At 59.1% G+C, this 16,699-nt stretch carries 14 protein-coding genes; 10 read left to right on the top strand and 4 right to left on the bottom strand.

Features of this window, described 5'->3' with window-relative positions:
- Position 1 precedes the first annotated feature (1 nt).
- Positions 2-727 carry a glycosyltransferase family 2 protein gene (locus ACVWY0_RS00730; protein WP_485835191.1) on the top strand — a complete coding sequence of 242 codons (726 nt, stop codon included), beginning with the start codon at positions 2-4 and terminating at the stop codon, positions 725-727.
- A 9-nt stretch (positions 728-736) separates the two neighbouring features.
- On the top strand, positions 737-1,126 hold the full coding sequence (locus tag ACVWY0_RS00725) for a DUF2304 domain-containing protein (protein ID WP_058931954.1): 390 nt from the start codon (positions 737-739) through the stop codon (positions 1,124-1,126).
- 74 nt (positions 1,127-1,200) lie between these two features.
- Here the strand turns inward: ACVWY0_RS00725 and ACVWY0_RS00720 are convergent, their stop codons facing one another.
- Complete coding sequence (locus ACVWY0_RS00720; protein WP_485835031.1) at positions 1,201-2,082, bottom strand: glycosyltransferase family 2 protein; 882 nt, start codon at positions 2,080-2,082, stop codon at positions 1,201-1,203.
- A 200-nt stretch (positions 2,083-2,282) separates the two neighbouring features.
- Between ACVWY0_RS00720 and ACVWY0_RS00715 the strand changes: the two genes are divergently transcribed.
- From ACVWY0_RS00715 to ACVWY0_RS00685, 7 genes are all read left to right on the top strand, one after another.
- Positions 2,283-3,011 carry a glycosyltransferase gene (locus ACVWY0_RS00715; RefSeq protein WP_485835030.1) on the top strand — a complete coding sequence of 243 codons (729 nt, stop codon included), beginning with the start codon at positions 2,283-2,285 and terminating at the stop codon, positions 3,009-3,011.
- A complete protein-coding gene (locus ACVWY0_RS00710; protein WP_485835029.1) occupies positions 3,008-3,946 on the top strand; it encodes a glycosyltransferase in 939 nt (312 codons plus the stop codon). The genes ACVWY0_RS00715 and ACVWY0_RS00710 overlap by 4 nt, the downstream gene beginning before the upstream one ends.
- A 39-nt stretch (positions 3,947-3,985) precedes the next feature.
- Complete coding sequence (locus ACVWY0_RS00705; protein ID WP_485835028.1) at positions 3,986-5,026, top strand: hypothetical protein; 1,041 nt, start codon at positions 3,986-3,988, stop codon at positions 5,024-5,026.
- Positions 5,027-5,341: 315 nt separating this feature from the next.
- Positions 5,342-6,292, top strand: a complete 951-nt coding sequence (locus tag ACVWY0_RS00700) for a hypothetical protein (RefSeq protein ID WP_485835027.1) — start codon at positions 5,342-5,344, stop codon at positions 6,290-6,292.
- Positions 6,289-8,262 carry a DUF6541 family protein gene (locus tag ACVWY0_RS00695; protein ID WP_485835026.1) on the top strand — a complete coding sequence of 658 codons (1,974 nt, stop codon included), beginning with the start codon at positions 6,289-6,291 and terminating at the stop codon, positions 8,260-8,262. The genes ACVWY0_RS00700 and ACVWY0_RS00695 overlap by 4 nt, the downstream gene beginning before the upstream one ends.
- A gap of 128 nt (positions 8,263-8,390) precedes the next feature.
- Entirely contained in the window at positions 8,391-9,401 is a 1,011-nt protein-coding gene (locus ACVWY0_RS00690) for a substrate-binding domain-containing protein (RefSeq protein ID WP_485835025.1), read from the top strand.
- Positions 9,398-11,080 carry a DUF2142 domain-containing protein gene (locus ACVWY0_RS00685; RefSeq protein WP_485835024.1) on the top strand — a complete coding sequence of 561 codons (1,683 nt, stop codon included), beginning with the start codon at positions 9,398-9,400 and terminating at the stop codon, positions 11,078-11,080. Before ACVWY0_RS00690 ends, ACVWY0_RS00685 begins: the two co-directional genes overlap by 4 nt.
- Before the next feature lie 262 nt (positions 11,081-11,342).
- Here the strand turns inward: ACVWY0_RS00685 and ACVWY0_RS00680 are convergent, their stop codons facing one another.
- On the bottom strand, positions 11,343-11,681 hold the full coding sequence (locus ACVWY0_RS00680; RefSeq protein ID WP_485835190.1) for a GtrA family protein: 339 nt from the start codon (positions 11,679-11,681) through the stop codon (positions 11,343-11,345).
- A 297-nt stretch (positions 11,682-11,978) separates the two neighbouring features.
- Between ACVWY0_RS00680 and ACVWY0_RS00675 the strand changes: the two genes are divergently transcribed.
- A complete protein-coding gene (locus tag ACVWY0_RS00675) occupies positions 11,979-13,472 on the top strand; it encodes a DUF2142 domain-containing protein (RefSeq protein ID WP_485835023.1) in 1,494 nt (497 codons plus the stop codon).
- Between the two features lie 61 nt (positions 13,473-13,533).
- Here ACVWY0_RS00675 and ACVWY0_RS00670 read toward each other — a convergent pair whose 3' ends face one another.
- Both ACVWY0_RS00670 and glf read right to left on the bottom strand, forming a co-directional pair.
- Positions 13,534-15,435: a glycosyltransferase gene (locus ACVWY0_RS00670; RefSeq protein ID WP_485835189.1), complete on the bottom strand. Its 1,902-nt coding sequence runs from the start codon at positions 15,433-15,435 to the stop codon at positions 13,534-13,536.
- A gap of 65 nt (positions 15,436-15,500) precedes the next feature.
- Positions 15,501-16,688 carry a UDP-galactopyranose mutase gene (gene glf / locus ACVWY0_RS00665; RefSeq protein WP_485835022.1) on the bottom strand — a complete coding sequence of 396 codons (1,188 nt, stop codon included), beginning with the start codon at positions 16,686-16,688 and terminating at the stop codon, positions 15,501-15,503.
- Between the last annotated feature and the right edge of the window lie 11 nt (positions 16,689-16,699).

Below are 16,699 nucleotides of genomic sequence, written 5' to 3'. Positions count from 1 at the left end.
TGTGCAAGCCCGCAGACATGACACTCTAGTGATCATGCCCGCCTGGAACGAATCCGAAGCCATTGGTAACACCGTCCAGGAGGTTTTCACCTTCGGGCCGCCCTGCGACATCCTCGTCGTTGATGATGGCTCCCGGGACAGCACGGCAATGGTGGCCCGCGAAGCCGGGGCCACCGTCATTCAACTTCCTTTCAACATGGGAGTGGGCGGCGCAATGCGGACAGGGTTCAAGTACGCCAAAAAGCATGGCTACGAGCGTGTCATCCAGGTTGATGCTGACGGTCAACACGATCCCCGAGACATACAAGCGGTCCTAGATGGTTTGGCCCACGCTGATATCGCAATCGGTGCCCGTTTCGCTGACAAAGGTGAGTACGTTGTCAAGGGTCCCCGAAAATGGGCCATGAACGTGCTGGCATGGACTATTTCACGAATTGCCGGAACTCGTTTGACCGATGTCACGTCGGGATTTCGTGCCGGGAACACTAAGGCGATCCGTCAATACGTTGACCACTACCCGGCCGAGTACCTCGGCGACACCATTGACTCCCTGGTCGTCGCGATCCGCTCGGGATGCACTGTCCATCAAGTTGGCGTTTCCATGCGTGAAAGGCAGGGGGGTGCCCCGAGCCACGATCCACTGAAGGCTGCGATCTACCTCGGTCGCTCCGGACTGGCGTTGATCTTCGCCTTGACACGCAAAAAATCCGAACCATCGTCCAACTAGGAACCTGATATGTCGCTACTCATGGGATCCATCGTCGTCGTGGCGATCCTCTTTTTCGTTTTTGAGATGCTTCGGCGGCAAAAGCTGCGTGAAAAATACGCAGTTCTGTGGATCATCATCGGACTCGGGACTCTTTTGCTGTCCGCCTTCCCAGGGCTGCTGGAGCTCGCCAGCAGGCTAGTGGGGATCCAGGTTCCCGCGAATCTTCTCTTCATCATGACGTTGGTTCTTTTGGTCGGCGTTTGTCTCCACCTCTCCCAGGAGCAGTCCCAGGCCGAGGACGAGGTCCGCATACTCGCCGAAGAGGTCGCAATCTTAAGACAGGACATGACGGAGCTCCGGCGGCAGCTTGATGCTTCAACTTCCTCCGAGGGCACCAACGGAGCGGCCACAAAGTGAAGTTCCAAAACGTGCACTAAAGAATGAGGCGGCCATACCCAATTGGGATGGCCGCCTCATTCATTGTTCGATGGTCAGCTGACGATGTGCTTAGCGAGTCGGGGCAGGGAATCAAACCTTCCACGGGCAATGGCCTTGAGCACGAGAGAGCCAGCGTTCAGCCGTGACGTTGTATGGAACGCGGCCGCCAGGGAGGCCTTGTTCCAGCCCAAGTCCTTGAAGCGCTTGGCTTGCAGTTCAAAGAAATTGCGTTCCTCGTCAAAACGTCGACCGTCCATCGCACGGACGGACGAATCTGAGGCCGAGTGGCGACGGTAAAGGAACGACAGGGTCGGATCAATGATCATTGAGCCGCCTTCTGCGGCGATGTCCAGCAGCAGAGCCAAATCCTGTACAACATCCAAGCCTTCAGTGAAACCAATGCGGGTCACTGTTTCCGAACGCCAAGCAAGCGACGGGAAGTATGCCCAGTCGGCACGGACAAGGCTCGTGGCCATGGTCTCCCCCTTGAGCTCCATACGTTCGCTTGTCTTCGGGGCGTACAGCTTCTTGACTGCGTCCACGAGAGGATTGCAGGCGATGCCCTTCTCGTCAATGACCTGTACCCCGGGCTGTACGACATCGGCGTTCGGATAAGCCGAGAATGCACCCACCACAATATCGAGATAGTTCGGCAGCATGATATCGTCGGCGCCCATGATCACGACATAATCGGCCTCGACCATGGTCAGCGCCTTGCGGTAGTTGCCATTCGCGCCAAGGTTCTGCTCATTCTTCAAGTACGTCACGCGCGAGTCAGTGATGGTCGAGAACCAGCGCTCGGGTTCCGGGTCCGGATACCCGTCATCAATGACGACGAGGCGCCAGTCCTGGTTCTCCTGATTCATCACGCTGCGCGCGGCGAGTTTCATCTGATCGACATCGCCGTAGTATGGCAACATTACGTCAACGGTCATGGACTTGAGGTTCCTTCCGTAGTTTCCGCCCGAAGCACTCGGCGGCTGAGTCCCCTCGATTATAGTTGACCGCCCCGCGTCCAGTTCGATTCGTCTGCCTTGCTAGACTGCTGAAGGACCGGCCCCGCCCCGCCGGCGCATAACGGGGGCCTAAACAGAAAGCAATCCTGATGGACCCCACCCCCGGCGTGACTCCACGTGTGAGCGTATGCCTGGCCGCCTACAACGGCGCCACCCACATCGAAGAACAGATCAAGTCCATCATCTCGGAGTTGGATACCAACGACGAACTGATTGTGGTGGACGACAAATCGACCGACCGCACCGCGGACATCGTGCGTGGCATCCAGGATGACCGCATCCGAATCATCCAGGCGGCCGTCAACGCGGGGTATGTCCGCACTTTCGAAAGGGCGCTGGGCGAAGCCCGCGGGGAGTTCGTGTTCCTCTCCGATCAGGACGACGTTTGGATCCCAGGCCGGGTTGAGGCCATGATCTCCGCCATGGATGGCAAAGACATGGTCGCGAGCAACTGCGAGCACTTCGACGGCCCACTTGGAACATTCCACGAAATCCGCCTCCGGGCTGAGCACTCCGAACATTCCGTGCGTAACCTCATCGGAATCGTCGTCGGATACCGCCTGCATTGGGGGTGCGCAATGGCTGTCCGCAACAAGATTCTCAGCCAGATCCTGCCTTTCCCGCAGCACATGGCGGAGTCACATGACCAGTGGATCGCCATGGTCGGCAACGTTAACCGTTCCATCACCTACCTCGAAGCAGACACCATTCGTCACCGCCTGCACGGTGAGAATCTCACGCCGCGGGGAATCCGCTCGGCGTCGAAAATCGTCCGCGCGCGTGTGGCTTTTGTTCGAAATGTCCTCGAAGCGGTCCGGCGCGCACGCCTGGCAGCAAGGGCATCATGACGGGCAGCGAATCGTCGGACAAGGTCCGGCAAAACTCGGAGGTCTGCGCTGTTGTCTCCGCGTTCAATCCCGGTGCGGAAAACGTCGAGAATATCAAGTGGCTATTCCGCTTTGTGAGCAGGGTTGTCATCGTCGACGACGGCTCCCCTCGTGACGTCACCGACACGATGTCCGCTTTCGAGCAACTGGGGGCAGTCGTCATCCGCCTGAACACAAACTCCGGTATCGCGAAGGCCCTCAACACCGGGATCCAGGAAGCACGCAAACGCTGGAATCCCGAGTGGATCGTCACGATGGACCAGGATTCCCGATTCTCCGGGGATTACATCACCGCCGCCTTGGCGACCGCCCATGCTTCTGATCACCCTGACACTCTGGGCATGGTCTGCGCCGAGTCCCACAATCACGCACCGCTTCCTACGCTGGGAGGCACGCGTGAGCCGGAAGTCTTCGACCCCATGACGAGCGGCAGCATGATCCGTTCTGAAGTCTTCGATGCCGTGGGCTACTTCGATGAAGACTTCTTTATCGATTGCGTAGACACTGAATTCAACGCCCGGCTTCGCGACCACGGCTTCCGTTCGCTCTCCGGCCGCGGCTGCGACCTCGAGCACAGCCTGGGTAATGCCAGGCCCATGAAGATCTTTGGCTGGCGGGTCCGGGTAGGGCAGAAGAAGCTGAACGTTTATTACCACCCTCCGTTCCGTGTTTACTACATCACCCGGAATTCCTTGGTCATGGCCCGCAGGTTCGCCGGAAAACAGCCGGCATGGGTGCTTCGTCGTTTGTACATGGAGGTCCAAAGCCATATCGTCCGCTTCGTATACGGTCCCAACAGGCGAAAGCACCTCATCGCGGCCATGGCGGGAGCCAAAGATGCCTGGACGGGCCGCATGGGTAAGATCGATGACGCCCTTGCCGCCCGTTTGCGCTAAAAGCGCGCCAGATCAGCTATCGAAGATCGAGAGAATACCGTGAGCAACGCACGCAAGATATTTGTCCTCTACCACCGCGGTTTGCGCACCGGAGGCCCCGAAGCACTGCATCAGCTGGTGTCAACACTCCGGGAGTTGGGGCAGGACGCCTATCTCGTGCCCCACTACACCACCGCAGCTACACCCCGCGTCGCCCAGTACTCCATCTATGACGCGCCGGAAGCCGACACGATCGAAGACGCGGCGGGCAACATCGTAGTGGTGCCCGAGACGTTCATCGAAGACGTGTTCGCGTACAAACACGCCAAGAAAATGATTTGGTGGCTGAGCATAGACAATGCGCTGACTTTCATGGGCGAACGCCTCTGGCAGCGGACCACCGGTGGCCTGCCGACTAAGATCCGCGAAACATGGGTGCCGTTCCTGCGCATGCTGAAGCACGGGGACACCCCCTTTCAAATGCGGCAGCGGCGTGACATCGTGCATCTAGTGCAGTCCTCATATGCGTGGTCATTTATTGCCAGCCGGCTGAACACCGTCCCTTCACTGCTTTCTGATTTCACTCCCCAGGATGAATTCGGACCAGCAAATGAAGCAAAACGCAACCCGCGGCTGGTGACCTATAACCCGGCTAAGGGCGCCCACATCATCGACGCCGTCAGGAAGGTTTGCGATCCTGGAATTGAATGGTTGCCGATTCAGGGCATGACGCGCTCAGAAGTCGTCAGCACCCTGCAAACATGCGGTGTCTACCTGGATCTCGGGCATCACCCCGGGAAAGACAGAATGCCCCGCGAAGCCGCACTGTCCGGAGCTTTAGCAGTTGTCGCGCGACGCGGCTCGGGAGCATATTTCGCTGACGTCCCGATTCCGTGGGAGCACAAAATCATGCCGGACGACAACGAAGTGTCGGCTACTGCCGCCGCACTTCCCCGGCTGATGGACAACCTCTCGGAGGAGATCCGCAAGCAGGATGCCTACCGTTCTGCGATAAAGGCCGAACGGGAGCGCTTCCGGAAGGAAGTGACCGACATTTTCATCGATAACCGACTCGGCAAGGACGCATATGACTACATGTAGTGTGCAGCGCGCCCACCCCGGAGTTTTCCCAGCATGATCAAGAGGATTGCCGCGTTTGCGGGATTACCGCTCCTATCTTCGCTGGCATCCTTCATCCTGCTTCCGATAGTTGCAAGGGTCGGCGGGGCGCCGGTATGGACTGCACTTGCGCTCGGCCAGGCCATCGGGGCCATCGGGGCCATCGTCGTCGGTCTTGGCTGGTCCCTCACCGGGCCAGCAGCCGTCGCATCCTCTGCGGATGAGACTGTCCGGCGCCGTCATTACGCCGTGAGTTTTGCAACACGTTCACTGATGTTCCTCGGTACTATCCCCCTCATGTTTGTTGCCTTGGGCCTCGCCGGGGATCCTGCCAACTTCTGGCTGGCCTTCCTCATGGCCTGCGCTCAGGCGGCTTCCGGCTTAACGCCCGCCTGGTACTGCATCGCGACCGGCCACCCCGGCAGGATCGCCAAGTACGACGTCATACCCCGAATGGTCGCAACTTTGGGTGTAATCCCCATTCTCTTGACCACCGGACAGACAATCATTTACCCAGCGACTTTGTTGGTGTTGGGTCTTGCCGGGACGTTGCTCTTCAATGCGCATCATGCACACAAAGGCGATTTCCAGGACCTTTCCTTCGGCCGAATTATCCGCGAGATTTGGGCTCTTCGTGCCGGCGCAGGCATCACCCTGGCGGCTGGATCCTATGCTTCAACGCCTATCATCATCGTCCAGTTCATGGCTGCATCCGGCGGGTTGGCAGCGTTTGTCTCGGCAGAAAAGCTATACCGAATCGGGCTGCTGGCCACGGCAGCGCTTGGAAACAGTCTGCAGGGCTGGGTCAGTGACTTTGCAGGCGACCATGCCCGCCGCCGGAAATACTCGCTGGTTGCCCTGTCCGGACTTGGACTGGTGGGCTGGCTGTTGCTCGCTGTTGCCGGTCCTTGGGCAACGGCGCTGCTTTTCAGTGAGGCGCTGGCCGCAGATTTCTGGACCTGCTTCTGGTTCGGGCTGTCATTTCTCTTGGTCTGTGTAACCAGTTCGACTGGTGCGCACTGGCTGGTCCCTGCAAAATGCATGCGGACGGTACTGACCAGCACTATTGCCGGTGCCGTCGTGGGCGTGCCTGCCATGATCGTTCTGGCCGACTTGATGGGCGGCCCAGGCGGCGCCCTCGGACTCGCCCTTGGTGAAATCGTTGTCACCGCTATCCAGATGCGGGTCGTCCTGCGCCTACTCAAGGACCCCGACACAAACACCGCGTCGAAGCAGGCGGCTTCATGATGTGGCTCGGCTTCCTGCCGGTTGTCCTACTGGCTGTGCTGTTGATGTATGTGCCCGGTGCGGCCATAGCCGCGTGCCTGAAATTCAGGCTGGGTCCTCTGATTGGCATGGCGCCGCTTCACTCGACGGCAGCCGCCGGCCTCGCCGGAACGATTGCGGACGTCCTGGGCGTGCCTTGGAACATCGTTCCGTACCTCGCCATTTGCGCAGTGCTGGCGGGATTAGCCCTTCTCCTGACTCGCGGAGTCGAGTGGCCGGTGGCAAAGGTTTCATGGCGGGGGTTGCTGCCGTACCTTGCCGTGATCATCGCAATGGCCTGTGTTACGTGGCGGTTCACGCAGTTGGTTGGTTCCCCGGTCAACCCGGCCCAGGTATTCGACAACGTGTTCCACCTCAACGCGGTCCGTTTCATCCTTGATACCGGGAACGCTTCGTCGTTGACGCTGGCGTCGCTCCAGGGAGTTTCTGGTCTGGATGCTGTATACCCCGCGGCCTGGCATTCCATCGCAGCCCTTCTTGTGCAGTTAACAAGCATTGACATCCCGACTGCACAGAATGCCCTGAATCTGGTTACCGCTGCAGTCATTTGGCCCGCGTCGTGCCTGTTTCTCGTCGGGTCTGTCATTTCCCGGCGCCCGGCAGCACTAATCCTTGCGTCAATCGTCGCCAGCGCCCAAGTGGCGTTCCCCTACCAGATGATTGTCTGGGGCCCACTGTTTCCATACGCGTTGGCGGTCAGCATGTTGCCTGCCGCAATGACGGCAGTGTTGGCTCTATGCGGTGTGGGCCGGAGCCACAGTGGCAGCCGGGGCGCCGGAGCCGCCTCACTCGCCCTCGCCATAGGAGGACTTGCATTTGCCCACACGAGTTCCATCAATACCCTTCTTGCCATCTCCACCCCCGTACTGCTCTTCCTGTGGTGGAAACGGGCACGGCGCCTGGCCCCTTGGCGGACGCCGAAACTCCGCCAGGGCCTATTCGCGCTGACCACGGTCTTCGTGCTCGGCCTGGCAGCCGTTTCCTGGCTGAAACTTCGGCCGGCACCCTACGACAATTGGGGACCAACAGTGAAGCCCGGCGCGGCCATAGGGGAAATCCTGACCGTAAGCCCGATGCAGCTGGCGATTCCCGCCGTCGTCGTGTCTGTTCTTTCCGTCAGCGGCCTATATGTTGTGGTCCGCTACCGCAAACACCTTTTGCTTGCCGCTTGCTATGGTGCAGTTGCTGCACTGTACATAGTCGCCGCAGCGGCCCCCACGGGCTTCATTCGGGACGCCATCGTCGGCACGTGGTACCAAGACACTTATCGGTTGGCGGCCCTGCTGCCCTTGTTCACCACCCCAATTGCGGTGTTGGGCGGGCTCCACCTTTGGGATCTCTGGCGCAGGTCCTGGGCAGCCACCCGGACCACTTCCGCACTTGAACAACGCCTTGCCATAGTCCGTGGACGAGGTCCATTCGTGGCAGCGGCATCAGTCGTCCTGGTGGTGACGGTTCTCGCCACTTTCGTGGGCCCTACATCGCACTATGTTTCCGGGGCCTCGACCGTTTATCGGTTCGACGCGCAATCGGAAATGCTGACCCCGGACGAGCGCGCTCTGCTCGCGCGTGTTGCTGATCATGTTCCGCCTGACTCCGTCATTGCTGACAACCCGTGGAACGGGAGTTCGCTTGCTTACGCCTATGCCGGGCGTCGAGTGTTGACGCCACACCTTTTCGCAGGCATCGACCCAATTCGTGAGCTCATCGACGAACGGCTGAAGTTTGAGCCCGCAGATCCTGAAGTGTGCGATGCCCTTCGTCACACGAAGGTGGAGTTCGTTTTGGACTTCGGTAGTGCTTACATGCTTGATCTGGCCGGATCCAATGATTTCCCCGGTGTTACCGACATTGGCAATGCCGCCGGCTTCGAATTGTTGGATTCGGAAGGACCCGATGCCAAGCTTTACCGTATTACCTCGTGCGGATAACTGGAGTCGGACGCGCCACCGCTGCGTGCCACGTGTCAGCCGTTGCGGCACTGTGCCACTAGGCTGGAGTGGTGATTTCTGTTTCTAGGCGAAGTGTCAGGCTCTGCGTTGCGGCCACCTTGACAGGGATGCTCTCCCTGTCAGCGTGCTCGCATTCTCCTGAAGGCATGGTTCAAGGCGCCCTCACCGGCATCGGTGGCCAATCTGCGCAAGGTGCCGTCAGCGCCTGGAGTGTCTCGTGGAGCAGCCAGGTCAAAGGCGCATCTGTCAGCTACTCCCCCGATGGTGCCGGCGCTGGATTGAAGGCCTTCAGTGATGGCCAGGCCCATTTTACGGCGAGCGGAAGCTCCCTGACCGACGCCGAAAAAGCAGCGATTTCCGGACTTTGCACTTCGGCGGGTGCCTTTTCCATCGCAGCCGGTGTCCTGCCGGTCGGAGTCGCCATCAAAGTCGACGGAATCAACGACCTTGTGCTGGATGCTCCAACGCTGGCAGCGATTCTGCGGGGAGACGTAAAACGCTGGAATGATCCGAAGATCGCTGCATTGAATGCTGAACAGTCCCTGCCAGACGTCGAGATCAAAGTAATGGCCGAAGAGGGCCCCTCGGAAACAACTCGCGCTGTCAACACCTATCTGGCTAACTCACCCGGAGTGTCTTGGAATCCTCTCCAGCCGGACCGCTGGCCAAAGGATGTGAAGGGACTCACCGGTTCGCAGCCACGAGACCTCGCAAACAAGCTGGACGACACTGACGGCGGCCTGGCGATACTTGATGGAGGCATCATCGGTAACCGCTTCGTCGCCACTCAACTGGTGTTTGACGGGCAGGCACGGAAAATGGACGCAGCGTCAGTGGTGGATGCAGTCGCCGCAGGCGAGGTAACGACGACGCCGCGCTCTGTTGTCCAAGCCCTGGACGACGGCGCGGGCTATGGATTGGCGACCGTGATCTACGTCAATGTCTGCCAGCAGTACGTCGAGGAACCCCTTAACCGCCTCACCCGGTCTTTTGGCGAGGCACTTCTCGGCGAGAAGGCTCAAAAGGACGCCAATTCTTATTCCTTTGTTATGTCACCGAGCAAGAAAGCCATCAGTGAGGGCCTGGCGCTCGTACGCACAATCGGAGACGCGCGATGAGCATCAGCAGCCGGCCCACAAAGGGCCGATCAATTCCAAGACCATTGCGGACGTTCGCCGTTCTGACCGGATTGTTCGCCGTGCTCTTAGGCTTGTGGTCCGCTGCGACGCCTCTGATGGGCTTCCCTGATGAGCCGGCGCACACTATCAAGGCTGCCGCAGTTGTGCGTGGCCAGGTTCTGGTTGAGGAAGGAACTTCCTTCGGCCACGGTGTCCACGTCAAGGTTCCAGACTATATCGCCAACCTCCACGGTCAGGGGTGCTACAAATTCAATCGCGGGCAGGCGGCAGATTGCGCTCCGCTGGTCTATGCAGACGACACCTACACGAACATCGGCGTTACCTCGGCCGCGTCCTACAACCCCATGTACTACTGGCTGGTGGGGCTTCCCACCCTGATTATGTCCGGCGCGCCAGCCATCTACGCAATGAGGCTGATCAGCGCCCTGTTCTGCGCCGTTTTCTTTGCTGCGGGATTCACGGCCCTGACAGAGCTGCGACGGCCCCAGTTTGCCGTGCTGTTGGCTGCGCTCGCCATGACGCCCATGGTCCTGTTCCTTGGTGGCGGCATCAACCCGAATTCAATGGAGATTGCGGCCACCATGGCTGCATTCTCCGGCTTCGTGGTGGTTCTGGACAACTGGCGAAATACCAAGCTTGTAATTCCCGCGTTGGCTACAGTTGCGGCCGCCACCGTGGTCTTGGCCAACGCCCGGCAGATTTCCTTAGTATGGCTCCTGTGCGCTCTTGTCGCCGGAGTCTGCTCGTTCAAACTCCGGCGCACGCTCCAAGTGTTCCGGGACAAGCGCGTCCTCACCGCTGTGGCTCTTACCGTGCCGGGGACGCTTCTTGGTCTCGGCTGGATCTATGTTGCCTCCCGTGGCCCAGCCAACGTGGGGGTGGCTCCCGACGGCATTGCCAGCCCGCATCCTGATGCACCGCTGTACCGCGGGTTCATGATCATGCTGGACCGGACGTACGATTTCTTCCCCCAGTACATTGGCGTAATGGGATGGCTGGACACCCCCGTACCAGAACTTGTCATGCTGGTCTGGAGCGCGTTCATGGTGGCGGCACTCGTTATTCCTTTCTGCGTCCGGCCCCTCAGGAAGTGGACAGGCTATTGGGTGTCTCTGGCCATGCTCTATGTCGTGCCAGCACTTCTTCAAACGGTGCTGTGGCGTTCCATGGGATTCATCTGGCAGGGTCGATACACTCTCCCACTAGTGGTAGTCCTGTTCATCTCGATCGGACTTGGCCTGCGCCGACTTCGTTTCCGAGCCAGTAACACAGCTGCCAAAATAGCCAGGAACATCTTCTGGCTCATAGGCGCATGCCACACCTTGGCCTTCGTCTATGTGCTCCGGCGCTATGTCGTCGGTATCAGCGAGTCCGCAAACTGGCAAACCTTGTTCTCTTCGCCGGACTGGCAGCCACCGTTCGGCTGGCTCGCGTTGACCGTGCTCTACCTTGTCGCGGCTGGCGCGGGCATTGAGATATTGTTCCGCTACCTCTACCCCGGTCACAGCCTCTTCAAGCGATTCAGGACGAAAGACGCACAACCAGACGTCACCGACGCCCGGACGGGCTCCCATTCGAATACCGACCCCCCGGTGCCGATGTCAGAGCGAAAGTTACGTATTGACCTGCCAGGTGAATTGAAGTTAACCCCTGGATAGGGCTCTGTAGAGCCTGGCATGCGCATCGTTGCAGGCGAGCACGCGTAGCGGCCAAGCGGAAGACGTCTGCTGACGGGCTCATCCTTGCGCCCTCCGTGGACCGTCTACCTGTACGGATGTCTTTTAGTGGGCCGTGCGCGGGCCGCGTCCCATCCGCGGATCCAGGCGTGCACCGCCCGCCGTACTGAATTGTTCCAATGATCGGCATTAGAACAATTGAATCTGACCATCACATGCGGCGCCGCACAGGGTGTCGAGGCCGTCAGCTTCGAATATTTTCCATGCTTGGGCTGTTCTTGAAAATCCAATGGCGATAGAGGAAATAGTTCCATACGGTTGTCAGGACCGTAGCGGTCACTTTTCCCGCTATGTACGACCAGGCGAGGGCGTCAAAACCCGTGACAATAAGATCACTGACTACGACGTTGAAAAGTACGAGCAGCAGGTATCGGGCGGCACTCACCCCGCCGTGGTTGGTGGCACGGAACGTGAACAAGCGCTGCAGGAGAAAGTTGAAAACCAGGCTGACCACAAACGCTATTGGGGTTGCAATCCAGAGGTCGACACGGAGAACTTCGTGGAGAATTACCAGCAGACCCATGTCTAGGGCAAAGGAAAGTCCGCCTACAATGAGAAACCTGACAACGGAGCTCTGGGCAAGAATTCGCAACACGTTGGTTGAACGCTTGATCAACCACTCTTTAAACCTGATTCGCGATGAGGTTCGTGTGGTTGGACTGCGCATGTGAGTGGTGTCTCCCGGATAGAACGGAGCATACAAACCTGCCTCGGCCGACCTCCACGTATTGTTAAAGCTACCATGCAGATATCCACATCACGCGGGCCGCTGGCTACCCTTCGACCGCGTTCCTCACACGGCAAACCGCCCACTCCAGCAGTGGTTCTTCTCATCGCATGGATATTACTCGGGGCGGCCGGCAGCATCTGGTCCCTTGCCTCCCCCCTCATGTCAGCACCGGATGAAGCAGCCCACGTAATCAAGGCGGCTGCAGTCGCACGAGGTCAGTTTGCCGGAGGCAGTTCGGGAGCCCAGGGCGAGGCGCTGACGGTCCAAGTTCCCAAGTACCTCGCCGACCTCAGCAGCTACAACTGCTTTGCCACGCACCCGGAAAAGACCCCCGCCTGTTCTCCATCCATCGATGGAGCGAATCAAAGTCTGGTGCCAGCCCAGACGTCTGCCGGAAACTACAACCCGGTCTACTATGCAATCGTCGGACTGGGCAGCCACGGATTCACTGGCGAAGCAGCGCTTTACACCATGCGATTGATCAGTGCCTGGCTCACGTCGTTTTTCCTCGCGGCGATTTTCTATGCAGCTGCATCTATGCGCCGAAACCAATTCATGGTGATCGCTGCGGCAATCTCGATCACTCCGGCCGTATTGTTTCTCACCGGGTCAGTGAATCCGAATGCCTTGGAAATCGGCACGGCAGCCGCATTTTATATGGGACTTTGCTTAATGCTCGAAAGGCGGACCCAAACTAAACTCAACAGGTTTCCTGCGGTGGTTCTTACAGTATCAGGAGTCCTTCTGTCCAATACAAGGCCGCTTTCCTTCTTGTGGATTGCTGTAGCTCTGGCCGCAATACTCCTCGGCCACAATCTGACGGCAATACGTACAGTGCTCAGAACAAAATCATTTCAACTCTCAGCATTCATCGTTGGCTTGTCATGCCTCTTTGCGCTGTGGTGGAGCCTGAGCGCAAGGAGTCTGGACAGTCTTTTCGCTGTGACACCGCCGATTCCGGCGGACGAGGCGGCCTTGCTTATGCTGGACCGGACAGTCGGGTATATGCGCGAGTATGTAGGCGTGCTGGGCTCACTCGACACCGCTCCCCCGATGGCTGTGGTCTACGCTTGGGTGCTTGGATTTGGCTCGATGCTCTTATTATCGTTCACTGCACGCCCCGCCAGACTCCGATGGCCCGTAGCCCTGCTAGCCGTTGCGGTCATTGCCATCCCGCCTGCTCTTCAGGCCGGTTCCAGCGAAAAACTAGGATGGATCTGGCAGGGACGTTATGCCCTTGCACTCATAGTCCTCCTCATACTGACTTCAGGCATCGCCGTGCGGTTTCGACCATTCAAGGTGACACCATGGTCCATCTCTATCATCCGCTGGAGCCTAGTCCTCGGTGCATTGGCACACACTTACCTCATGCTTGAGGGTCTCCGCCGATACACCGTCGGGGTTCAAGGCGACCACGTCAACTGGAGCGAGATGTTCGATCCACAGTGGCAACCGCCGTTCTCCTGGCAAGGCCTAACGATCGCTTACCTTCTGGTTCTCTCGGTTGCGGGCGTTTGTCTCTTCCGTCTGCTTACGGCCAGGCAGTCCCCTATGCGCAGCGGCCGAATCACGTCCGACAACTAAAAAGAGCGGCGCCCTCACCTCTGTGAGGGCGCCGCTGTCATTCCTGGAATTCCGCGCGAACTCAGCGGTCCAAGCCGAAAGTCTTCCGCCAGGATTCCATGGAAACGAGATCCGGCAGCGCTGTTCGGTACGCCTCCGCCAATGACTCCCACGACTTGAACAACTGCGCGTGTTGGCTACCCGCCCGAGCGAGCATGGTGCGCATTTTTCGGGGATCGCGCTTGTACCAGGAGGCCGCCGTACCCTCCGCATTGGAAACCACAACAGAATCGTAGTGAGCCAGCCGGAACCAGCGATTATCCACATGAGCAAGATGGCTTTGCGGTCGGGCGAGAGCTTCTTCGCTAGGTCGGCTAATCAACTGCCGTGCCACTGTTGTCAGGCCCCATTTCACCATGTCTTTCTTGGCAGGCATGCCTGCTTGGGCCTTCATCGGAGTCCCTCCGCCCAGTGAAGGAGAGGGAAAGTCGTCCACGTCTTCCCTCATCTGCGCGTCCGAATAGTCGGACTGCAGGCGGATGATCTCCGGCAGTTTGGTGGCGAGTGACGGATGAAGATGCCCCGGCCCTTCGAATAAGTCCGCCATCGCCTTGAGACGGCTTTCTTCAGTGAAGTACTGCATGGAGACGAGGTGCTTGACGTCAGCTTGGAGAGACTCCCGGATAACCCCGCCACCCTTGGCGTGCGGGCTGTGCAAGAGTGCTACGATCAGCCGGTTGCGGCTATGGAAATAGGCTTGCCACCCGACGAGGTCGTCCTTGTCAATCCACGAAATGTGCCACAAAGCGGCGCCTGGGAGGGACACCGTGCGAATCCCTGCAGCCCTGGCGCGCAGGCCATACTCCGAATCATCCCACTTGAGGAACAGCGGAAGCGGCAGCCCGATTTCCCTGATGACCGACGTTGGTACTAGACACATCCACCACCCGTTGTAGTCAACATCGAAACGACGGTGCATCCATGGTGTCTGGCGAAGGTTTGACACACTGAAATCGTGTCGCATTTCCATTTCTGGGTGAGGCTGATCAGGCGAAATGCGGTTGGAATCGACGATCTCGCCCATCGAATACAACGTGCTTCGGCTGTAGAGGTCGAACATATGCCCGCCGACTATAGTCGGGGACTTGCAATGGCCTGCAAATGACATCAGGCGTGCGATGCTCTCAGGTTCGAGGACAACGTCATCGTCGAGCAACAAGACATAGTCGCTGCCGTTCTCGACGGCTTCGTACATTCCGCGTGCGAATCCGCCGGAGCCACCCAGGTTGGCCTGCTCAATGATGCGCAACTTCTCGCCGAGCCGACTGGCCAATTCTTCGAATCCCGGTTGATCAGCGACCTTGTTCGTTCCCTGGTCGACGATCAGTACTTCACGCGCGAGGTCCAGAGCTTCAGGATGATCCGCGAGGATCCGGGCATTTGCAAGGCAAAAGTCCGGCTTGTTCATCGTCGTAACCTGAATTGTCACGCTTTGGGCCGGGCCCGCGGTTTGCGGGCCCTCCCAGCGCGCACGGTCCAGCACCAGATCCTCCTGACTTGAGGCCAGGTCAAACCAATACCAGCCGCCATCGCCGAACGGTTTCAGCGAGAGCAGGAACTCGGTGGTGGAATTCCCCTCGACCCGTGCGCCGTCCACTCGCTGGATCGTCCCACGGGCATTTGACTTGTAGACGGAGATGGTCCCGTGGCCACGGGTCTCCACGACGAGCCGCACCTCACGGACCTCGGTCCAGCGCCGCCAATAGCCCGCCGGAAACGCATTGAAGTACGTGCCCAAGGACAACTGCTCACCCGCGCGCACCCTGATCGAGTGCCGGGTGATCACGTCGTCAAAGTGCACTTCGCGGGGGCTTGAGCCAACGAGATGGAGTTTTTCTTCGGTTCGCTTGGGATTGCGGGCAAACTCGTCGCTCTCCCTGATGCGCACGCCCGCTGCCGGGCCGGCGTCGGCGTAGAGCGACATCGTGTCCACGCCTGACTCCGGGGGGAATATCACCCTTTGGAGCGTCGCCCAGCCCGGCGCTTCACTCACGCGTCTACGCCTCCGCTTTCGATCGCTGCGCCGCTTTCAAAGTGCGGACGGATCTTGTTGTCGAACATTGACAGCGCAGACCCGATGGCCATGTGCATGTCGAGGTACTTGTACGTGCCCAGTCGTCCGCCGAAGAGGACGTCCTTCTCCGCAGCAGCGAGGTCACGGTACTTGAGCAGCCGTTCCCGGTCCGCGGCAGTGTTGATCGGGTAGTAAGGCTCGTCGCCCTTTTCGGCGGCACGCGAGAATTCGCGCATGATGACGGTCTTTTCCGTCTGGTACTCGCGCTCGGGGTGGAAGTGGCGAGGCTCGATAATGCGCGTGTACGCCACCTCGGCGTCGTTGTAGTTGACCACGGACGTTCCCTGGAAATCGCCGACGTCGAGCACTTCCTTTTCGAAATCGATCGTGCGCCACGAGAGGTCGCCCTCTGCGAAGTCGAAGTAACGGTCCACCGGACCCGTGTAGATCACGGGGATGTTGCCGACGACCTTGTCCTTGCTGTATTCGTGCGACTCGTCGAAGAAGTCGGTGTTGAGCCGAACTTCGATGTTCGGGTGTTCCGCCATCTTTTTGATCCAGGCCGTGTAGCCGTTAGTCGGCAGGCCCTCATACTTGTCGTTGAAGTACCGGTTGTCGTAGTTGTAGCGCACCGGGAGGCGGGAGATAATGCCCGCGGGCAGGTCCTTGGGATCGGTCTGCCACTGCTTGCCGGTGTAGTGCTTGATGAACGCCTCATAGAGCGGCCGTCCGATGAGCTGGATGCCCTTGTCGTTCAGGTTCTGCGGATCGGTCCCGGCGAGTTCGCCAGCTTGTTCCTGGATCAGAGCCTGCGCCTGGCCAGGTGTCAGGTTGGCGCGGAAGAACTGGTTGATAGTGGCCAGGTTGATGGGCAGGGAATAGACCTCGCCCTTGTGCACGCCATAGACCTTGTGGACGTAGTTCGTGAAGGTGGTGAACCGGTTCACGTACTCCCATACACGCTCGTTGGAGGTGTGGAACAGGTGGGCGCCGTAGCGGTGCACCTCGATCCCGGTCTGTTCTTCCTTTTCGCTGTACGCGTTCCCACCGATGTGGTGGCGGCGGTCGAGGACGACCACCTTCAAGCCGAGCTCAGTGGCGGCCTGTTCTGCGATTGTCAGGCCGAAAAAGCCAGACCCTACGATGACGAGGTCAGCGGTCACAAAATCTCCTG

The sequence above is a fragment of the Arthrobacter sp. UYNi723 genome (assembly GCF_054057635.1).
Note: the sequence above shows the minus strand (reverse complement) of the source record. Positions and strands in the feature narration are given on the sequence as shown.